This window comes from Pseudomonas sp. DrBHI1, from assembly GCF_002205115.1.
Classification (GTDB): domain Bacteria; phylum Pseudomonadota; class Gammaproteobacteria; order Pseudomonadales; family Pseudomonadaceae; genus Aquipseudomonas; species Aquipseudomonas mosselii.
The window spans coordinates 1-15,853 of record NZ_NIBE01000066.1; the positions used below are offsets into that span (position 1 = coordinate 1).

Annotated in this window: 10 protein-coding genes and 1 rRNA gene; 3 read left to right on the forward strand and 8 right to left on the reverse strand. The window is 63.8% G+C overall.

Annotated features, from left to right (window positions below; all coding sequences use genetic code 11):
• Nucleotides 1-149: 149 nt before the first annotated feature.
• A 5S ribosomal RNA gene (rrf, locus tag CC207_RS14860) occupies nt 150-265 on the forward strand.
• Nucleotides 266-609: 344 nt separating this feature from the next.
• On the opposite strand, the gene CC207_RS14865 is transcribed toward rrf, so the two are convergent.
• From CC207_RS14865 to CC207_RS14890, 6 genes are all read right to left on the reverse strand, one after another.
• Nucleotides 610-1,077: an SRPBCC family protein gene (locus CC207_RS14865; RefSeq protein WP_028693088.1), complete on the reverse strand. Its 468-nt coding sequence runs from the start codon at nt 1,075-1,077 to the stop codon at nt 610-612.
• A 31-nt stretch (nt 1,078-1,108) separates the two neighbouring features.
• Entirely contained in the window at nt 1,109-4,540 is a 3,432-nt protein-coding gene (locus CC207_RS14870; RefSeq protein ID WP_088852340.1) for a non-ribosomal peptide synthetase, read from the reverse strand.
• A gap of 10 nt (nt 4,541-4,550) precedes the next feature.
• Nucleotides 4,551-5,480 carry a diiron oxygenase gene (locus CC207_RS14875; protein WP_028693090.1) on the reverse strand — a complete coding sequence of 310 codons (930 nt, stop codon included), beginning with the start codon at nt 5,478-5,480 and terminating at the stop codon, nt 4,551-4,553.
• On the reverse strand, nt 5,477-6,253 hold the full coding sequence (locus tag CC207_RS14880) for a DUF3050 domain-containing protein (RefSeq protein WP_028693091.1): 777 nt from the start codon (nt 6,251-6,253) through the stop codon (nt 5,477-5,479). The genes CC207_RS14875 and CC207_RS14880 overlap by 4 nt, the downstream gene beginning before the upstream one ends.
• Before the next feature lie 600 nt (nt 6,254-6,853).
• On the reverse strand, nt 6,854-7,420 hold the full coding sequence (locus CC207_RS14885; protein ID WP_139121101.1) for a hypothetical protein: 567 nt from the start codon (nt 7,418-7,420) through the stop codon (nt 6,854-6,856).
• Nucleotides 7,421-7,498: 78 nt separating this feature from the next.
• Nucleotides 7,499-8,191, reverse strand: a complete 693-nt coding sequence (locus CC207_RS14890; RefSeq protein WP_028693093.1) for a GntR family transcriptional regulator — start codon at nt 8,189-8,191, stop codon at nt 7,499-7,501.
• Between the two features lie 271 nt (nt 8,192-8,462).
• Here CC207_RS14890 and lapG point away from each other — a divergent pair, with 271 nt between their 5' ends.
• Nucleotides 8,463-9,164, forward strand: a complete 702-nt coding sequence (gene lapG / locus CC207_RS14895) for a cysteine protease LapG (protein ID WP_232854099.1) — start codon at nt 8,463-8,465, stop codon at nt 9,162-9,164.
• Nucleotides 9,165-9,174: 10 nt separating this feature from the next.
• Entirely contained in the window at nt 9,175-11,121 is a 1,947-nt protein-coding gene (gene lapD / locus CC207_RS14900) for a cyclic di-GMP receptor LapD (protein WP_028693095.1), read from the forward strand.
• Between the two features lie 59 nt (nt 11,122-11,180).
• On the opposite strand, the gene CC207_RS14905 is transcribed toward lapD, so the two are convergent.
• Both CC207_RS14905 and CC207_RS14910 read right to left on the reverse strand, forming a co-directional pair.
• Nucleotides 11,181-11,522, reverse strand: coding sequence for a hypothetical protein (locus CC207_RS14905; protein ID WP_028693096.1), 342 nt, complete (start codon nt 11,520-11,522; stop codon nt 11,181-11,183).
• 160 nt (nt 11,523-11,682) lie between these two features.
• On the reverse strand, nt 11,683-15,853 hold a 4,171-nt coding region (locus CC207_RS14910), incomplete at its 5' end, for an immunoglobulin-like domain-containing protein (RefSeq protein WP_143496124.1).

Below are 15,853 nucleotides of genomic sequence, written 5' to 3' on the forward strand. Positions count from 1 at the left end.
GTGTGGGGCTTCCCCATGTGAGAGTAGGTCATCGTCAAGATTCATTTCGCAAAACCCCTATCTGCGCGAGCAGGTAGGGGTTTTGTCTTTAAGTAGAGAGTACAGAGATTCGCTGGCACGTCCCTCGGACGGACCGGCACACAGAATTTCTTGACGACCATAGAGCATTGGAACCACCTGATCCCATCCCGAACTCAGCAGTGAAACGATGCATCGCCGATGGTAGTGTGGGGCTTCCCCATGTGAGAGTAGGTCATCGTCAAGATTCAATTCCGAAGCCCCTGATCGCGATGCGGTCAGGGGCTTTGTCTTTTCAGGGTGCCAATGCACGTGATTGCTGTATGAGACAACCCAGCGCCTTGGACTGGGCTGTCTCGCAGGGAACAAAGTTGCAAGCATCAGCAGCGTGGGAGCGGGCTAGCCCCGCGATGCGGTGTATGGCACCGGCTTCGCCGGTGATCGCGGGGCTGATGCTTGAAAACCTGTACCCTGCGCGAAAGCGCAGCCCGAACAGTCATCCCCCGACCCCTGACATCCAAGACAAAAAAAGGCCGCTCCCGGTTGGGAGCGGCCTTTTTGCTATCGGGGCAAACGCCCCTGCCAGTGATCTCAGCTCAGTAGGTTACGCACATTGCCCATCGCCTCGTCGGCAAAGCCCTGCAGGAACGCCTGGAATCCCGGCAGGTCCTGCGGACCACCTTCCCAGGGCTCGGCCTGGATGGTCCAGGTCGCACGGCTGCGGTTGGCATCGATCACCTGCACTTGCATAGCAGCCCACAGGTTGCCGATATTCAGGCTGGTGTAGATCAGGCTCCAGGTCATGTGCATGGCCTGCTCGTCACGGCTGTTCAACTGCTCGATCACCACGTTGCCATCCTTGAACAGCTTCTTGCGCACCGAGCGCACGCCACTGCCGGTCATCTCGATGTGCGCCAGCGCAGGGATGAACACCGGGAAGCCGGCGAAGTTGCCGACGATGTTCCACACGCTGGCGGCTGGGGCGGCGATCTCGACGCTGGAAACCACCAGGCAGCCTTGCGGGTTGCGGATCAGGGTGTCGGGTTTGAGTGTTTGCATGGGATGTTGCTCCTGTTGTGGATTGAAGGGATCAGATAAAACCGATGTCGGCCAGGTAGCGGCAGCCGCGGCTGAGCAGCGCCGGGTCCTTGCTCGGGTAACGGGCGCCCATGCGCTGAACGCCGGCACGGGCGTTGTCGTGGGCGATGCCGGAGATGTCACCGATGTCTTCCTCGAAACCGTCCAGATAGAAGCCCAGGACGTCGTACAGCGCGTTGTCGCGGTCGACCCGGGCCAACTGGCGCTGCCATTGCTCGACGCTCACCAGCTCGAAGGCATGGCCCTGCGCATGGAACGACGCCAGATAGTCACGCCAGCGCAGCGGTTCGGGGTTGTGCAGGTTGAACACGCATTGGCCAGCCTGGTGGCGGCTGCTGTGGAAGGCGATGAAACGGGACAGGAAGTCCACTGGCATGAGGTCGAAGTCGATCTCCAGCCCCGGCACCTGGCCCAGTTGCAGCGAACCCTTGAGCATCAGCATCAGTCGATTGCGCTGGGGCTGGCAGGCGCCCGTGCGGCTGTCGAAGGTGATGTTGCCCGGGCGGAACAGGTTGACCCACACGCCCTGCTCGCGGGCGCGGCTGAGGATGCGCTCGCCGACCCACTTGCTCAGGTTGTAGCCATTACGGATATAGATCGGCGGGGTACTGACCGGATCGCTCTCCAGCACGCGACCATCGTTGTCCACGGCGCTGCACGCGGACAGGGTCGAGACGAAGTTGAAGATCTTCTTGCGTCGGCCTTCGCACAGCCGCAGGCACTCGAACAACGGCTCGATGTTGTCGGCGGCCAGCACCTCGTAGTCGAGCACATGGTTGACCTGCGCGGCGTTGTGCAGCAAGGCGCCATAGTGGTTGTCCAGGTCGTCGTAATCGGCCTGGGACAAGCCCAGCAGCGGCTTGCGCAGGTCTGCCTCGAGTACCCGCACGCGGCTCAGGTCCAGGTTGATGTGGTTGTCCTGCAGGGCCTTGGTGAAGCGCTCCTCGGCGGACCGCCCACCGGCTCGGCGTACCAGACAGGCAACTTCGGTGGCGCCCCATTCCAGCAAAGCTTCGACCAGGTGCACGCCAAGGAAGCTGTTTGCCCCCGTGACGATGACCTTGTGCACATCGCCCAGACGTTCCATCGGCAGTACCTGCAAGCCGAGATCGCGGTTGGCGTCCTGCTCCAGGCGCGCCAGGGAGGTCTGCAGCGCATCATCGTTGCCGTCGAGTAGCGCACCCAGGCGCTGCAAGGTCGGCTGCTCGATGAAACGGTTGATTGCCACGCCTTGGCCGAAATGTTCCCTTACCTCCAGCAACAGGCGTGACAGCAGGATCGAGTGCCCGCCCAGATTGAAGAAGCTGTCGTCCATGGAGATGTTGGCTGGTGGTAGTTCCAGCAACCCGCTCCACAGCTGCAGCAGGTGCTTCTCGGTCTCGGTCGTCGGTGCGATGCGCGCGTTCGTCGGTAGGGGCAGTGGTCGTGCCGACAGTGCCCGGCGGTCCACCTTGCCGTTGGCCGTATAGGGCATGTGCTCCAGCACCTGGTAGAACATCGGGCGCATGTAGTCGGGTAGGTGCCGCTCGGCATGCTCACGCAACACGACTTGCGCATCGGCCCGCTGCGGATGGGCGAGGAAGGCCAGGATCCGGCGCTGCGCGTCGATCACCACCGCTACCTGGGCGAACAGGTGACTGTCGCGCAGGCAGTGTTCGATCTCCTCGGGCTCGACCCGGAAGCCTCGGATCTTCACCTGGTTGTCACGCCGTCCGCACAGCTCGATGCCTTGGGCGGTCCACTTGCCGATGTCTCCGGTGCGATAGGCTCGCAGCGTGCGGCCTGCGGGCAGGCTCAGCTCGACGAAGCGTTCGGCGGTCAGTGCAGGCTTGTTCAGATAGCCCAGGCCGACACCGGGCCCGGCGATGTACAGCTCGCCAGGGGTCTGCTCCGCTACCGGTCGCAGATCCTGGTCAAGTATCAGCACCTGGGTGTTGGCGATGGGCAGGCCCAGGTTGCGGTTGCTGTCGCCGCTGGCGAACACCCGGGTGGTGGCCAGCACGGTGGTTTCCGTCGGCCCGTAGATGTTGTGCATCCGGCACTGGCCGGCCAGGCGGGTGATGACCTCCGGCTCACAGACGTCGCCGCCAGTGATCAGATGACGCAGGCCGAGGTGGAGATCGCGGGGCAGGATGCTCAGCAGGGCCGGTGGCAGGAACGCATGGCTGACCTCCTGGCTGTGGATAAGTTGTACCAGTTGCCGCGGATCACGGCGTTGGTCCTCGCTGGGCACTACCAGCTCGGCACCGCAGAGGAAGGTCGGCAGGATGTCCAGCAGCGAGGCATCGAAGCCGATGGTGGAGAACTGCAGCACCCGGCTGTGCCCGTCCAGGGCCACATGCTCGCGATACCAGGCCATGAAGTGCGCCAGGTTGCGCTGGCTGAGCAGCACGCCCTTGGGCTGGCCGGTGGTGCCGGAGGTGTAGATCGCCACGCACGCCTGCCCTGCGCCGGCCTGGCGCAGCGCCAGGCCAGGCAACGGCATGCCCGGTGTCGTAGCGAGGCTGCGAACATCCACATGGGGGATATCCACAGGCACATGCCCGTCATGCAGCACGATGCAGGCACCGGCATCCTCGAGGATCGACTGGCGTCGTTCGGCCGGTGTGGCCGGGTCCAGCGGCAGGTAGATGGCCGCACAGCCCAGCACCGCCAGCAGGCTGGCATAGAGGTCAGGCGACTTGTCCATGCACACGGCGACCACCGGTGGCTGTTCGCCGGGTTCAGGCAGCAGCGGTACCAGGGCCTGCTGGATGGCGACGGTGCGGGCATGCAACTGGCGATAGCTGGAGCGCTGGCCGCCATGGTTCAGGGCGAAGCGTTCGGCATGCAGGCGCAGGCTGTGCTCCAGTGTCTCGACCAGGCTCGTTTCGGCCTGCTCCAGCAGGTCGGCGCGCAGTGTGCGGTTGAATGGATGGCGGAAGGCCAGTGCCTCCAGCCAGTCCAGGCTATGCTCGCGCTCCTGGTCGCCGGGGCTTACTGCGGGCGCTTCCTGCAGATGCGCCGGATTGCGGGCAAAACGGGTGACTTGCAGGGCCAGTTGATCACACAAGGCCTGCAGGGCGTCTTCACACAACTGCTGGCCGTTGCCGGAGCTTGGCGTGTGGATCGCTGCTCGCTGAATCAGCCGCTGGGCGCTGGCACTGCCGCACCAGCACAGGGCTTCCAGTTGTGGCAGGGGCTCGGCGAAGCTGGCGCCCAGGCGCAGCCTGAGCAGCGGCGTGTCACCCAGAGGCTGCCAGTCGCTGCTGCCGAGTATCAGGCTGCCGTCTTCCACCACCAGGTCTGGCCGGACCGACAGCCGCTGGCGCAAGGCTTGCCCGCTGTCGACGGTGGCCGGGCCATGGCCGTGCTCATCAAGGAGGCGGGCGAATGCCTTCAGGGTGGGACTGTTGCCCACCAGGAGTATGTCGAGGCGTCTCATATCCAGGTCCTCAGGGCAGGTAGTCGCGCAGGGCGTCTTGCACACAGGGCGACTCGAGCATCGAGCTGCTGCGGAAGAAACGCAGGATGTTGCCCAGCAGCGGATGCTGGTGGTTGATTGGGTAGGCCAGGCCTTGCGCTTCATCGCGCAAGGCCTGGCGCACCGTTTCGTTCACCGGCAAAGCAGCGATCAGGGCGCAGTCGAAAGCCTGCTGGATGTCGCTGGTCAGGTATTGGCGCAGGAACAGCGGCAGCACCTTGGCGATCGCCTGACGATCCGTCTCTGGCGCGGTGTGCCAGTAGATGCGCGTCAGCCGCGCCCAGAAGCTGGAATGACGGCCTTCGTCCAGCAGGTGATCGGCCATCAGTCCCTTCACCGAGGGCTTGACCGAGTCGTCCTTGGCAAAGGCCGCGACATCGTCGGTCAGGGTGTTCTCGGCGATGCCCACGCAGATCAGTTCCAGCGCATCGCGCAGGCCCTCGGGCACCTGGTCCAGCACGGCCGGAATGGCGCGGCTGAGTTCGATCTCCTGGGGCAGGGCGATCGGCTCGATGCCGGTCAGGGCGATGGTCTGCTGCAGGAAGTCCATCGCCACCAGGGCGTGATAGTCCTCGTCCACCACCACGGTCATCGCGTCGTAGCGGCAGGCGAACGGGAACCGCACGGCAAAGCGATCCTTGGCGATGCGCCGGGCGGTGCGGTCGACGATTTCGGTCTCGAAGATCACCACATCGTTGATGAACTTGTAGAGGCTTTGCACCAGCACGAAATCACGCAACTGCGGACATTCGCGCTGGAACGTCGCGCCGAGCACCAGGGGTTGGCGGCTCAGGGGGTAGATCAGTCGCTGGTCATCCTCCACCAGGCGCCGGGGCCGGGTGCGTATGGTCGCCCGAGCCTCCCAGGCCTCGGCAAAGGAGCGGTACTCGAGGGCGTTCATTGGGTGACCTCGGCGACAGGCGTCTGCAGCGAGGCCCGCAGGCGGTCCCACAGCGCCATGCGGCTGTCCACTGCGGCGATGGCGGCCACGTAGACGTCTTCCTGGCGCAGCGGGTCGTGGTCGACCAGGCGGGCCAGCAACTGTTCGGCGGCAGGCCCGTGGTCTTCGGAGTCCACTTCGATGTGGCGCTGCAGGTAGTAACGGAAGGTCGGCGCCTGCTCGGTGCCGATGCCCCACTCGTCGAGGATCTGCTGGAACATCGCCGGAATCACGCTTTCCCGGCCGTGCAGGAAGGCGGCCGCGACCCGGTGGGCCGGTGCGTCGAGGGCCACCTCGAGGGTGTCGCGGACGAATCGCTGGGCGGCCTCACTGGCACCGCAGCGCAGCAGGGCATCGATGGCCGTGATGCCCTGCTGCTGCAGGGTGATGAAGCGATCAATGGCCTGGGTGCTGGCACCGACTTCGCGCATGGCATCCAGGTACAGCTCGAAGTGGCTGTAGTGGCCGTGGTCGAGGCGGTCGTCCGATTCTTCGCCCAGCACGATCTCGTTGATCAGACGCGCAGCGGCCGGGTCCGCCGGCGGTAGCCAGGGCAGGCTGACGCAGGTCAGCTCCTGCTGCAGGCGCTTGGTCAGTGACATGAAGTCCCAGACTGCGAAAACATGGGTTTCCATGAACCGGCGCAGTGTCTGCAGCGAGTCGATTTCGGAAAAGAGTGGGTGCAGGGAAAGTTCATGTTTCTTGTCGGAAAGTGTGCGCTTCAATGTGCTCATGATGAGGTCCGTTATGGATGGCATTCAGGGGTTAAGTTGCTCTGCACATTGCTCGTTATATAAATTCCAGGCGAAGTGATGCCTCGAATGAAATTTCGACATCGAACAACGATTAGGGGCCGGCAGGGCTTGTCTGGCAAGGCGTCCACGGTGATGCCTGGCCGCCCTTGGCTGGCGCTATAAAAGTTAGAACAACTTCAAAGTTTGTCGCAATTGTTTTTTTGATTATTTTGCGCTCGGACTTTTCTTGAAATATAAGTGTCCTAATAAAACTTTGAGTAAGTTTTATTTTGGCAATATGTGCTCCTTCCGATAAATAACGATCAGAAAAATAGACACAGAGTGAATGCCTCACTCGGAGCACTGATGAACGGAGATGGGAGAGTGACTATTGGAGGGCGGCTGATCGCGTGCGGTCCTTGCCCTGGTGCCAGATTCCTTCTGCAGGTGAATGAGGAGGCAGGCGGCCAGGTCCACGTCTGATGATCAGCGGCCGCTGCGGGGAGTAGAGTGTGCCCAAAATGCTGGCACTGCCATGGCCTGCGACGGACCGGGCAGTGGAAATACCCTGATCAGCGTGTGGATGGCAGGAGGGGAGGGTTAGTAGCTGAGCAGCCCGAGGTGGCTGTTGAAGATGCGCACCAGACGCTGGTTGAGCAGCGAGGCATCGACCGATTGCCCCGGCAATTCAATCAGCTCCAGCTCTCGCCTTACCAGTCTGTGCCAGCCGAGCATCGCCGCCAGGGAGCCAGGCGGGTAGAGCACGGTCATCGGCACGTGCAATGGAAGGTTGCTGGTACTGAACTGCGGGCTGTCACAGCTTGAAACAAACAAGTGACGGGTTTGCCCCGGACTCGCCTCCTGCACCTGTTGCATCAGGGCTAGGGCGATGTGCGCGCCCAACCCTTGAGCGAACATGGCGTGGGGTTGTGTAAGGTAAGGCTCAAGCTGCTCGCGCAGGGCCAGGGTCAGGCGCCCGGCCACGGGCAGTGCGGCGGAGTGTTCCAGGTCGGCAATGCTCGGGACATCGACCGCGACCAGTTCGATGGGGTCGCTGAGGGTTCTTGCCCAAGTACGATACTGGGCAAGTTGTTGCCGGGTGCTGGCCAGGCAGATCAAGCGGATCCTGGACGGCTGGTCGGGCGTGATTTCCTGTCGCGTCTGCACGTGCACTGCCGTTCCTTGTGGCGGATCGTGTCTGCGCAGCGACGCGGTCGTTGAGGTCGGCTGCGCGGTTGAGCAGGATCAGTTGCCCGATTGCCTGTCGAGGTAGCTCCTGATGGTGCGCGCGGCGTGGTTCAGGTGCTCTTCCAGGAGCTCGATGGCTTTGTCCACCAGTTTGTCGCTGGCGGCGTCGACCAGGGCGATGTGATCGTCCTGGGTGAGCTTGCCCAGCCCCATCGAAGATAGGTGGAAGCGCAGGAAGCGTTCCTCTTCGTTGAGCTCGATCTCGATCATGCGCAGTAGCTTCTGGTTCTGCGCCTTGCTGTAGAGGGCCATGTGGAACAAACGGTTGAGCCGGCCGATTTCGGCGTGACGGGTCTCGCTTTCGAGCTGGCGGATATACCCCCTGGCCTGGGCGATGTCCTCGGCATCGAGCAAGGGGATCGACTGGCGCAGCGCCTCGGTCTCGAGCAGCACGCGCAAGGCGTAGGTGTCGACGGCATCCTCGCCGATCAGTGGCGCCACCACGGCACCTTTGTGCATCACCACCTGCAGCAGGGACTGGGCCTCGAGCTGGCGCAGGGCCTCGCGCACAGGCATGCGGCTGACGCCGAACAGGGTCGCCAGCTCTTGCTGGCGCACGGCGGTGCCCGGTGGCAGGCGGCCGTCGAGGATGGCACTGCGCAGGCGCTCTTCTATGACACTGCGGGCCAGGTGCGGCGGTACCTGCTCGCTGCCCAGCACGGTGCTCAGGAGTTTGGGTTTCTCAGCCACGCGTGGTTCGCCTCGGCAACATGAAAATTGGATCCAATTACCCTAGTGAGGGTAGGGGGCGCTTGTCAAACGGATTGATCAAGCCGGTGCGCCATGGCGCACTGACGAAACGCGGCTATCGTGAAGCAAGTTGCCGGCATTGGGAAGATGGCCAAGGTCGCCAGCCCTTGTACGAAGCGGGTTTGCCGACAGTTGGCAGTACAGGCACCCGGTGCCATTGTCTTTTGCCGCGTCAGCCCGCACCATCGCTGCTTTCGACTGATCTGAACAGGTGTCCGCAGTGGCGATACCTTGGCCCCTCAATGCGACCGTACGCCGGCTCGGCCTTGCCGTGCTGCTCGGCTGCCTGTGGCTGGGCGCTACCCAGGCGGATTGGGACTTCTCGCAGATCAGCCGCCGTGCGCAGGCCCTGTACGGCCCGTTGGGCCCGGGCCAGGGACGCATCGATGCCTGGCAGAACCTGCTGACGGCACAGAAGCAGGGCAGCGAGCTGGAGCAGTTGCAGGTGGTCAACCTGTTCTTCAACAAACAGTTGCGCTATGTCGAGGACATCGACCTGTGGCACGAGGTGGACTACTGGGCTACGCCGGTGCAGTCGCTGATCAAGGGCGCGGGCGATTGTGAGGACTATGCCATCGCCAAGTATTTCAGCCTGCGGCGCATGGGCATCCCGGCGGAAAAGCTGCGCATCACCTACGTCAAGGCCCTACGCCAGAACCGTGCGCACATGGTCCTGACCTATTATTCAAGCCCACAGGCCCAGCCTCTGGTGCTCGACAGCCTGATGGACGCCATCAAGCCGGCCAGCCAGCGTACCGACCTGCTGCCGGTGTATGCCTTCAATGGTGAGGGCCTGTGGCTGACCGGCGCTGGCGGCAACAAGAAGGTCGGGGACACCAAGCGCCTGTCACGGTGGCAGGACTTGCTGAAGAAAATGCAGGCCGAAGGGTTCCCGGCCGAACCGGTTTACTGAAGGAGCACAGATGTCACTGTTCAAACAATTGCTGCTAGCCATTTGCCTGTTCCTGGTGGTCGCCTTCAGTGGCAGCTTCATGGTCAGCCTGGAGAGCTCGCGCAGCCAGTACGTCAACCAGCTGCGTTCCCATGCCCAGGATGCGGCGACCGCGCTGGCGCTGTCGCTGACGCCGAACATCGACGATCCGGCGATGGTCGAGCTGATGGTCAGCTCGATCTTCGACAGTGGCTACTATTCGAGCATCAAGGTCATCGACCTGGACTCCAATGCCGTGCTGGTCGAGCGTCATGCCGAGCCCGACGCGGGTGGCGTGCCGGGTTGGTTCATCCAGCTGATCGGCCTGGACCCGGCCGGCGGTGACGCCATTGTCAGCCGTGGCTGGCAGCAGGCGGCGCGGGTCGAGGTGATCAGCCATCCGATGTTTGCCCTGGCCAAGCTCTGGCAGAGCGCTCTGGGCAGCCTGGGCTGGCTGTTGTTGTGCGGCGCGGCGAGCGCGGTGCTCGGGGCCCTGCTGCTGCGTCGCCAGCTGAGGCCGCTCGACTACATGGTGGCGCAGTCCCACGCCATTGCCCGCCGTGAGTTCCTCAGCCTGCCGGAGTTGCCGCGTACGCCCGAGCTGCGCCGGGTGGTGCAGGCGATGAACCAGATGGTCGAGAAGCTCAAGGCGCTGTTCACCGAGCAGGCCGAGCGCAGCGAGAAACTGCGTGCCGAGTCGTACCAGGACAGCCTCACCGGGCTGGCCAACCGCCGTTACTTCGAAATGCAGCTCAATGCCCGGGTCAGCAACCTGGAGGAGGCCCGGGCCGGCTACCTCCTGTTGCTGCGTGTCCAGGACCTGGCGGGCCTGAACGCGCGCCTGGGGGGCCAGCGCACCGACCAGTTGCTGCAGGCGGTGGGCGAGCAGTTGCGCCGCACCTGTGCGAACTTCCCCGAAACCAATGACCTGATCACCCGTAGCCGTGGCGGCGAGTTCGCGGTGTTGGCGCCGGGCATGGTGCATGACGAGGCGATCCAGTTGGCCCAGGCCCTGGAAACCACCTTGCAGAGCTTGCACGAGACCGGCGCCAGCGATGTCGACCCGGTGGCCTGCATCGGCCTGGCGCCCTACAGTCCTGGGGATGCCCCGCCAGCGTTGCTCAAGCTCGCCGACGAGGCCCTGGCCCGCGCCGAGAGCCAGCCCGCGCCGGGGTGGGTATGCTTGGAGCAGGGCGCCGCAGGCCAGGCCGCCGACAGCCACCACGCCTGGCACACGCGCCTGGACCAGGCGTTGGGCAAGGGCCAGTTCGAGCTGTTCTTCCAGCCGGTCGTGGATGCCAGGGCGCCGGAGCGGGTGCTGCACTACAAGGTCATCTCGCGCCTGCACGACGAGCAGGGCGAAGCCCTGGCGGCCGGCCGTTTCCTGCCGTGGCTGGAGCGCTTCGGCTGGATGGCGCGGCTGGACCTGCTGGTGTTGGAAAAAGTGCTCAAGCACTTGCAGGGGCATGGTGAGGCGCTGGCGCTGAACCTGTCGGCCGCGACCCTGGCCGACCCCCAGGCGCTGCAGCGGGTTTACGAGCTGCTTGGGCAGCATGGGGCGCTGGGGCGGCGGCTGACCTTCGAGATCGGCGAAGAGCAATTGCCCGAGCAGTCGGCGCTGGAACAACTGACCCGACGCCTGCGCGCACTGGGCTTCAGCCTGGCGCTGCAGCGCTTCGGCGGGCGCTTCAGCATGATCGGCAACCTCGCCCACCTGGGGCTGGCCTACCTGAAGATCGACGGTGGCTACATCCGCAACATCGACCAGGAGCGGCACAAGCGCCTGTTCATCGAGGCCATCCAGCGCGCGGCGCACAGCATCGACCTGCCGTTGATCGCCGAGCGGGTAGAGACCGAAGGGGAGCTGAAGGTACTACGGGAGATGGGTGTGCAGGGGATCCAGGGGCAACTGGTCGGTGGGCCGGCGCCCTGGCGTTAAGTTAAAGCCTGTGGGAACGGGGCAGGCCAATACCACAGGCGCAAACAATGGCCGTTTGATCAGATCAACCCGCCGTCCTCGTCTTCCTCGATCAGGTTGTTCAGGCCGCCCAGCGCCTTGCGTGCGGTGGAGCGGTTGAGCAGCTTGGCCTGGGCGCCCGGTGGCAGGTCGGTGATGCTGAACACGCCCTTGGCGGTCAACACCTCGATCAGGTCCTCCAGTACCCGGATCATGTCCAGGTCGCTCTGCTTGAGCTGCTTGAGGCTGTTCTCGACAACGTCGTCGGCGAACCATTCCTGGATCTCGGCATTGTCTGCCGGGACCATGTCGGTAAAACCGTCAAACGCGGCGGCTTCCACCCGCAGCAACTGGCCTTCGGCGTCGCGTTGCACGTAGAACATGGCGGCGTCCCTCGTCACGATGAATCCTTTTTGGTAGTCAGCAGCATAGGCAAAGTTCACCGGGCATGTAAGCCCGGTGCACGAGTATGCGCGTGAAGGGATGGCTGGAAAAGCCCGCGCCCCGACGCCGGCCCTTGCGGGCCGTGGTCGGGGAGGGGGATCAGCTGTTGGAGTTGTCGATCTTGATGGTCGGGTCGGCGCCGCTGATCAACGAGTTGATCGTGGTGTTGGACCAGTTCACGCCCTCGAGCTTGATGGTCACGTCGGCGTTGGCCAGGCCGCCGGCGGCGTTGAGCTTGCCTTCGGTGCTGACCTGCAGGGTCGACTCGCCATTGACCGTGGTGATCTTCAGGAAGTTGTCGATGGTGCTGGCCTTCTCGCCCTGGAGCAGGTCGCTCAGGTCGAGGCGGTCGCCTTCGCTGGCCTTGAAGTCCTTGATCACGTCCTTGCCCAGGTCGCCGGCCTTCCACACGAAGGTGTCGGCACCGCTGCCGCCGGTCATGATGTCGTCGCCCTTGCCGCCGATGAGGATGTCATTGCCGGCACCGCCAAACAGGATGTCGTTGCCTTCGCCGCCGAGCAGGGTGTCGTTGCCGGTGCCACCGAGCAGAATGTCGTTGCCCTTGCCGCCGTCGATGTAGTCGTTGCCACCCTGGCCGAAGATGATGTCGTTGCCGTTGCCGCCCAGCAGGGTATCGGCGCCGTCGTTGCTACGCGAGACATCGAACTCGGCGTAGTTCTCGGTGATGTACTTGTGCATCGCCCGCGCGTCCACGCTGCCCGAGTCGACGCCCAGCTTGTCGGCGACATAGCCGCGGATCGCCTCGACACCGGTGCCGGCAACACCGTCGAAGACCATCAGGTCGCCAAAGATGATGTCATTGCCGTCGCCGCCATTGACCGTGTCGTTGCCCGGCTGGGTGACTTCGGTATGGCCGAGGATCGCCTCGGCCAGCTTGCTCGGGTCGATGTTGGTCTGCGGCTTGCCGTCGGTGTCGTACGGTTTCAGGTCGTTGGTGTTGACGCCGTTGTTGAGGCCGATGGCCTCGACCTCGGACAGGCCCGAGAGCAGCTTGAAGCTGTCCTGCGAGTTGTTCGTGGTGGTGGTGCTTGTGCTGGATCCACTTCCTCCGCGTGTCGACAGTTCATAGCCACCAATACCGTCGGCGCGAATGTCACCCGATAGCGTTGTACTCCAGCCTCCCCGGCCATAGGTCTGTACGGTCAGCGCTCCGTCGCTCCCGATGGTGATGTAGTTCGTGTTGTCCAGGTACTTGCTGACCGTCATGCCAGCCTTGTAATTGATGGAGGCCAGGTAGCTGTCGAAGCTGTTACCGCTAGTGCCCAGGTTTGGGTTGCCTTGCTCGTTGGCCTGGTAGTAGGTCGGCTGGCCATCGGTAATGAAGAAGGTCTGGTTGCTGCCGGTATTCCCTGCGGCCTTGAGAGACTGGAACCAGTTGGCGGTGGTCTTGAAGGCATCCTCGTAGTTGGTGCCGCCGTTGGCATTGAGCGTGTTCAGGGCATTGAGCAAGGTTTGCAGGCCTGCATCGTTCAGGGTCACCGCAACGTTGCTCTTGACCTGGGTGGCGAAGTCCACCAGGAGGATGTTCACGGTACCCGACTGGTCGCCCTTGACGCTGGCGGCCAGGGTCTTGAACACCGATTCCAGGGACTTCTTCGCCGCATCCACGCCGGACGAGCCCATGCTGCCCGAGGTGTCGACGATGAAGGCGAGGTTGTAGTCCTGGCCTGGCACCACGTGCAGGCCGGTGACGTCGGCCACCACCACATCGTTGCCGTCGGTACCGGTGATGTTGTCGCTGTCCGAGGACAGGTTGCTGGTGGTGTAGGACTGCGGGTAGACCGTGACCTTGATGGTGCCTTCGCTGGTCGCGGTGCTGCCGCCGACGCTCTCGGTGGAGGTCGAGCTGACCTTCACGTCGAACTGGCCGGCGTAGTAGGCCGGTGGCTTGATGGTCAGGCCACCCAGGTTCCAGCCGGTGACGTCCACCGCGTCCTTGCCGACGGTGATGGTGTGGCCGGCGTTGTCGGCCAGCACAGAGCCTGCCGGGATGCCGCTGAGCTTGATGCTCAGGGATTCGGAGCCGTCGGTGTCGGTCAGGTTGGTGCTGATGCCCACCAGCTTGACCGGGGCGCCGTTCTCACTGCCTTCGTTGAGCTTGTAGCCGTCGTAGTAGCCCTGGTTGTTGCTACCGTGCAGGTCGCCGACGGTCACGCCGGCGTTGGTCAGGTCCTTGACGCTCGGGTACATCGGGATGTTCGAGCTGTTGAGGTCGGTGACCGCGCCGTTGCCCACCTTGATGTTGACGTCCAGGCTGCCGGGGCCGGCCTGGTTGGCGTTGTAGATCTCCAGGGTGTAGTAGCCGCTGGTGGTCGGGGTGAAGCTGCCGGAGATGGCGCCGCTGCCTGAGCCCCAGGTGCCGCTGGCGACGTTCTTGCCACCCACGACGATCTGCAGGCTGTCGTCGGCGGTGCCGCTGAACGCATAGGTCTTGCCGGCTTCCAGGTAGATCAGGCCGGAGGTCTTCGAGCCCGTGCCAGGCGTCACGGTGGCGACCGTGTCGACGCCGGTGACGGTCTCGCTCTTGCTGGCATTGCCGGAGTTGGCGAAGACGTTCTTCAGCGCATCGCCGGTGATGCCGTTGCCGTTGTTACCCAGGCCGGTGAGGCTGTTCCAGGTTTCCTTGAGCAGGCCGATGGAGTTGACGTTGTTGTTGCCGATGTTCAGGTCAGGCTTGTCGGCCACTGGCGCGATATCGACCTTCATGGTCACTTCGCCGCCGGCGTTGGTGCCGTCGTTGGGCTTGTACTTGATCTGCGCGTAGTCGGCCTGCTTGTTGCCCACGCCGCTGCCACCATAGCCGTCGACGCCCGACTGGTTGGCCAGTGGCACGAACTTGAGCTTGCCGGCGGCGATGTCGGCCTGGCTGATGTTCTGGTTCAGCGACACATCGACCCACGAGGTGCCGTTGAAGAACTTCAGGCTGCCCAGGTCCGGCAGCTTGCTGATGGTCACCGACAGGCCGGTGTTGCCATCGGCGTCACTGACGTTGAAGTCGCCCCACTTGAACACGTAGTCGGTGTCTTCGCTGCCGGTCACGGCGCCACCGGTCGACACCGGCGCGTGGTCGTTGTCGATGATGGTGGTGGTGACGCTGGACTTGCCGGCGTCGACCTGCAGGTTCTCGAAGCCGCCGCCCGCGGCGCCGCTGATCTTGACCGTGAAGTTCTCCGAGCCCTCGACCAGCTTGTCGTCGATGGTCTTGATGTCGAAGGTGGTGCCGCTGCTGCCCGCCGGGATCTTCACGGTGACCACGCCGGTGAAGTCCTGGCCGTCGGTGGCGGTGCCGCTGTAGGTCAAGGTGATGGTCACCTCGGACTTCGACGGGTTGCTCAGGGTCAGGTTGTAGTGGGCGGTGTCACCTTCGGTCACCGAGGTGTCGCCGCTGATGCCGACGGTGGTCAGGTCGCCCTGGCCGCTCGGCTCGTCGGTGACGCTGGTGGTGACGGTGTTGCTGCCCAGGGTCAGCTTCTCGAAGTTGTCGCCGCCGGTGACCGATTCGATCTTGTTGACGATGTTCGGCTGGCCACCGACGTACGGGTCGTCCTTGGCAGTGATGGTGAAGGTGCCGCTGGCGCTGCCGGCCGGGATGGTGACCTTGGTGCCGTCGGTCAGGGTGAAGGTCAGGCCATTGTGGCCGTTGACCGACAGGCCCTGGGCGTTGGTCAGGGTCACGGTGTAGGTGACCTGGCCGCCTTCGGTGACGGTGGTCTTGTCGGCGGACAGGGTGGCGACCACTTCACTGATGGTGTCGCTGATCTGCACGGTGGCGTTGCCGCCCAGTTCCAGATTCTCGAAGGTCTTGCCGGTGACCGTGGCATCGGTGATGCCGACGGTCAGCGAGCTGCCATCCTTGAACACGTCGTCGCCCTGGGCGGCGGCCTTGTACTCGACCTGTGTCTGGCCGGCCGGGATGATCACCTTGGCACCGTTGCTCAGGGTCACGGTCAGGTCCTGCGTCAGCTTCTGGCTGACCTTGACGGTGAACGACGGCTGCTGGTCTTCGGTGACGTTGCCGTTGCCGACGATGGTGACCGAGACCTTATCGCCCTGGTTGCCGGTGCCCGGGGTGCCCGAACCTGGCTCGTCGGTGACGGTAGTCTTCACTTCGTTCTGACCCAGGGTCAGTTTTTCGAAGTTGTCCGCGCCGGTGACGCCGGTGATCTTGTTGCTGATGGTCGGCTGACCGCCGACGAATACATCGTCCGCGGCGGTGATGGTGAAGGTGCCGCTGGCGCTGCCGGCCGGG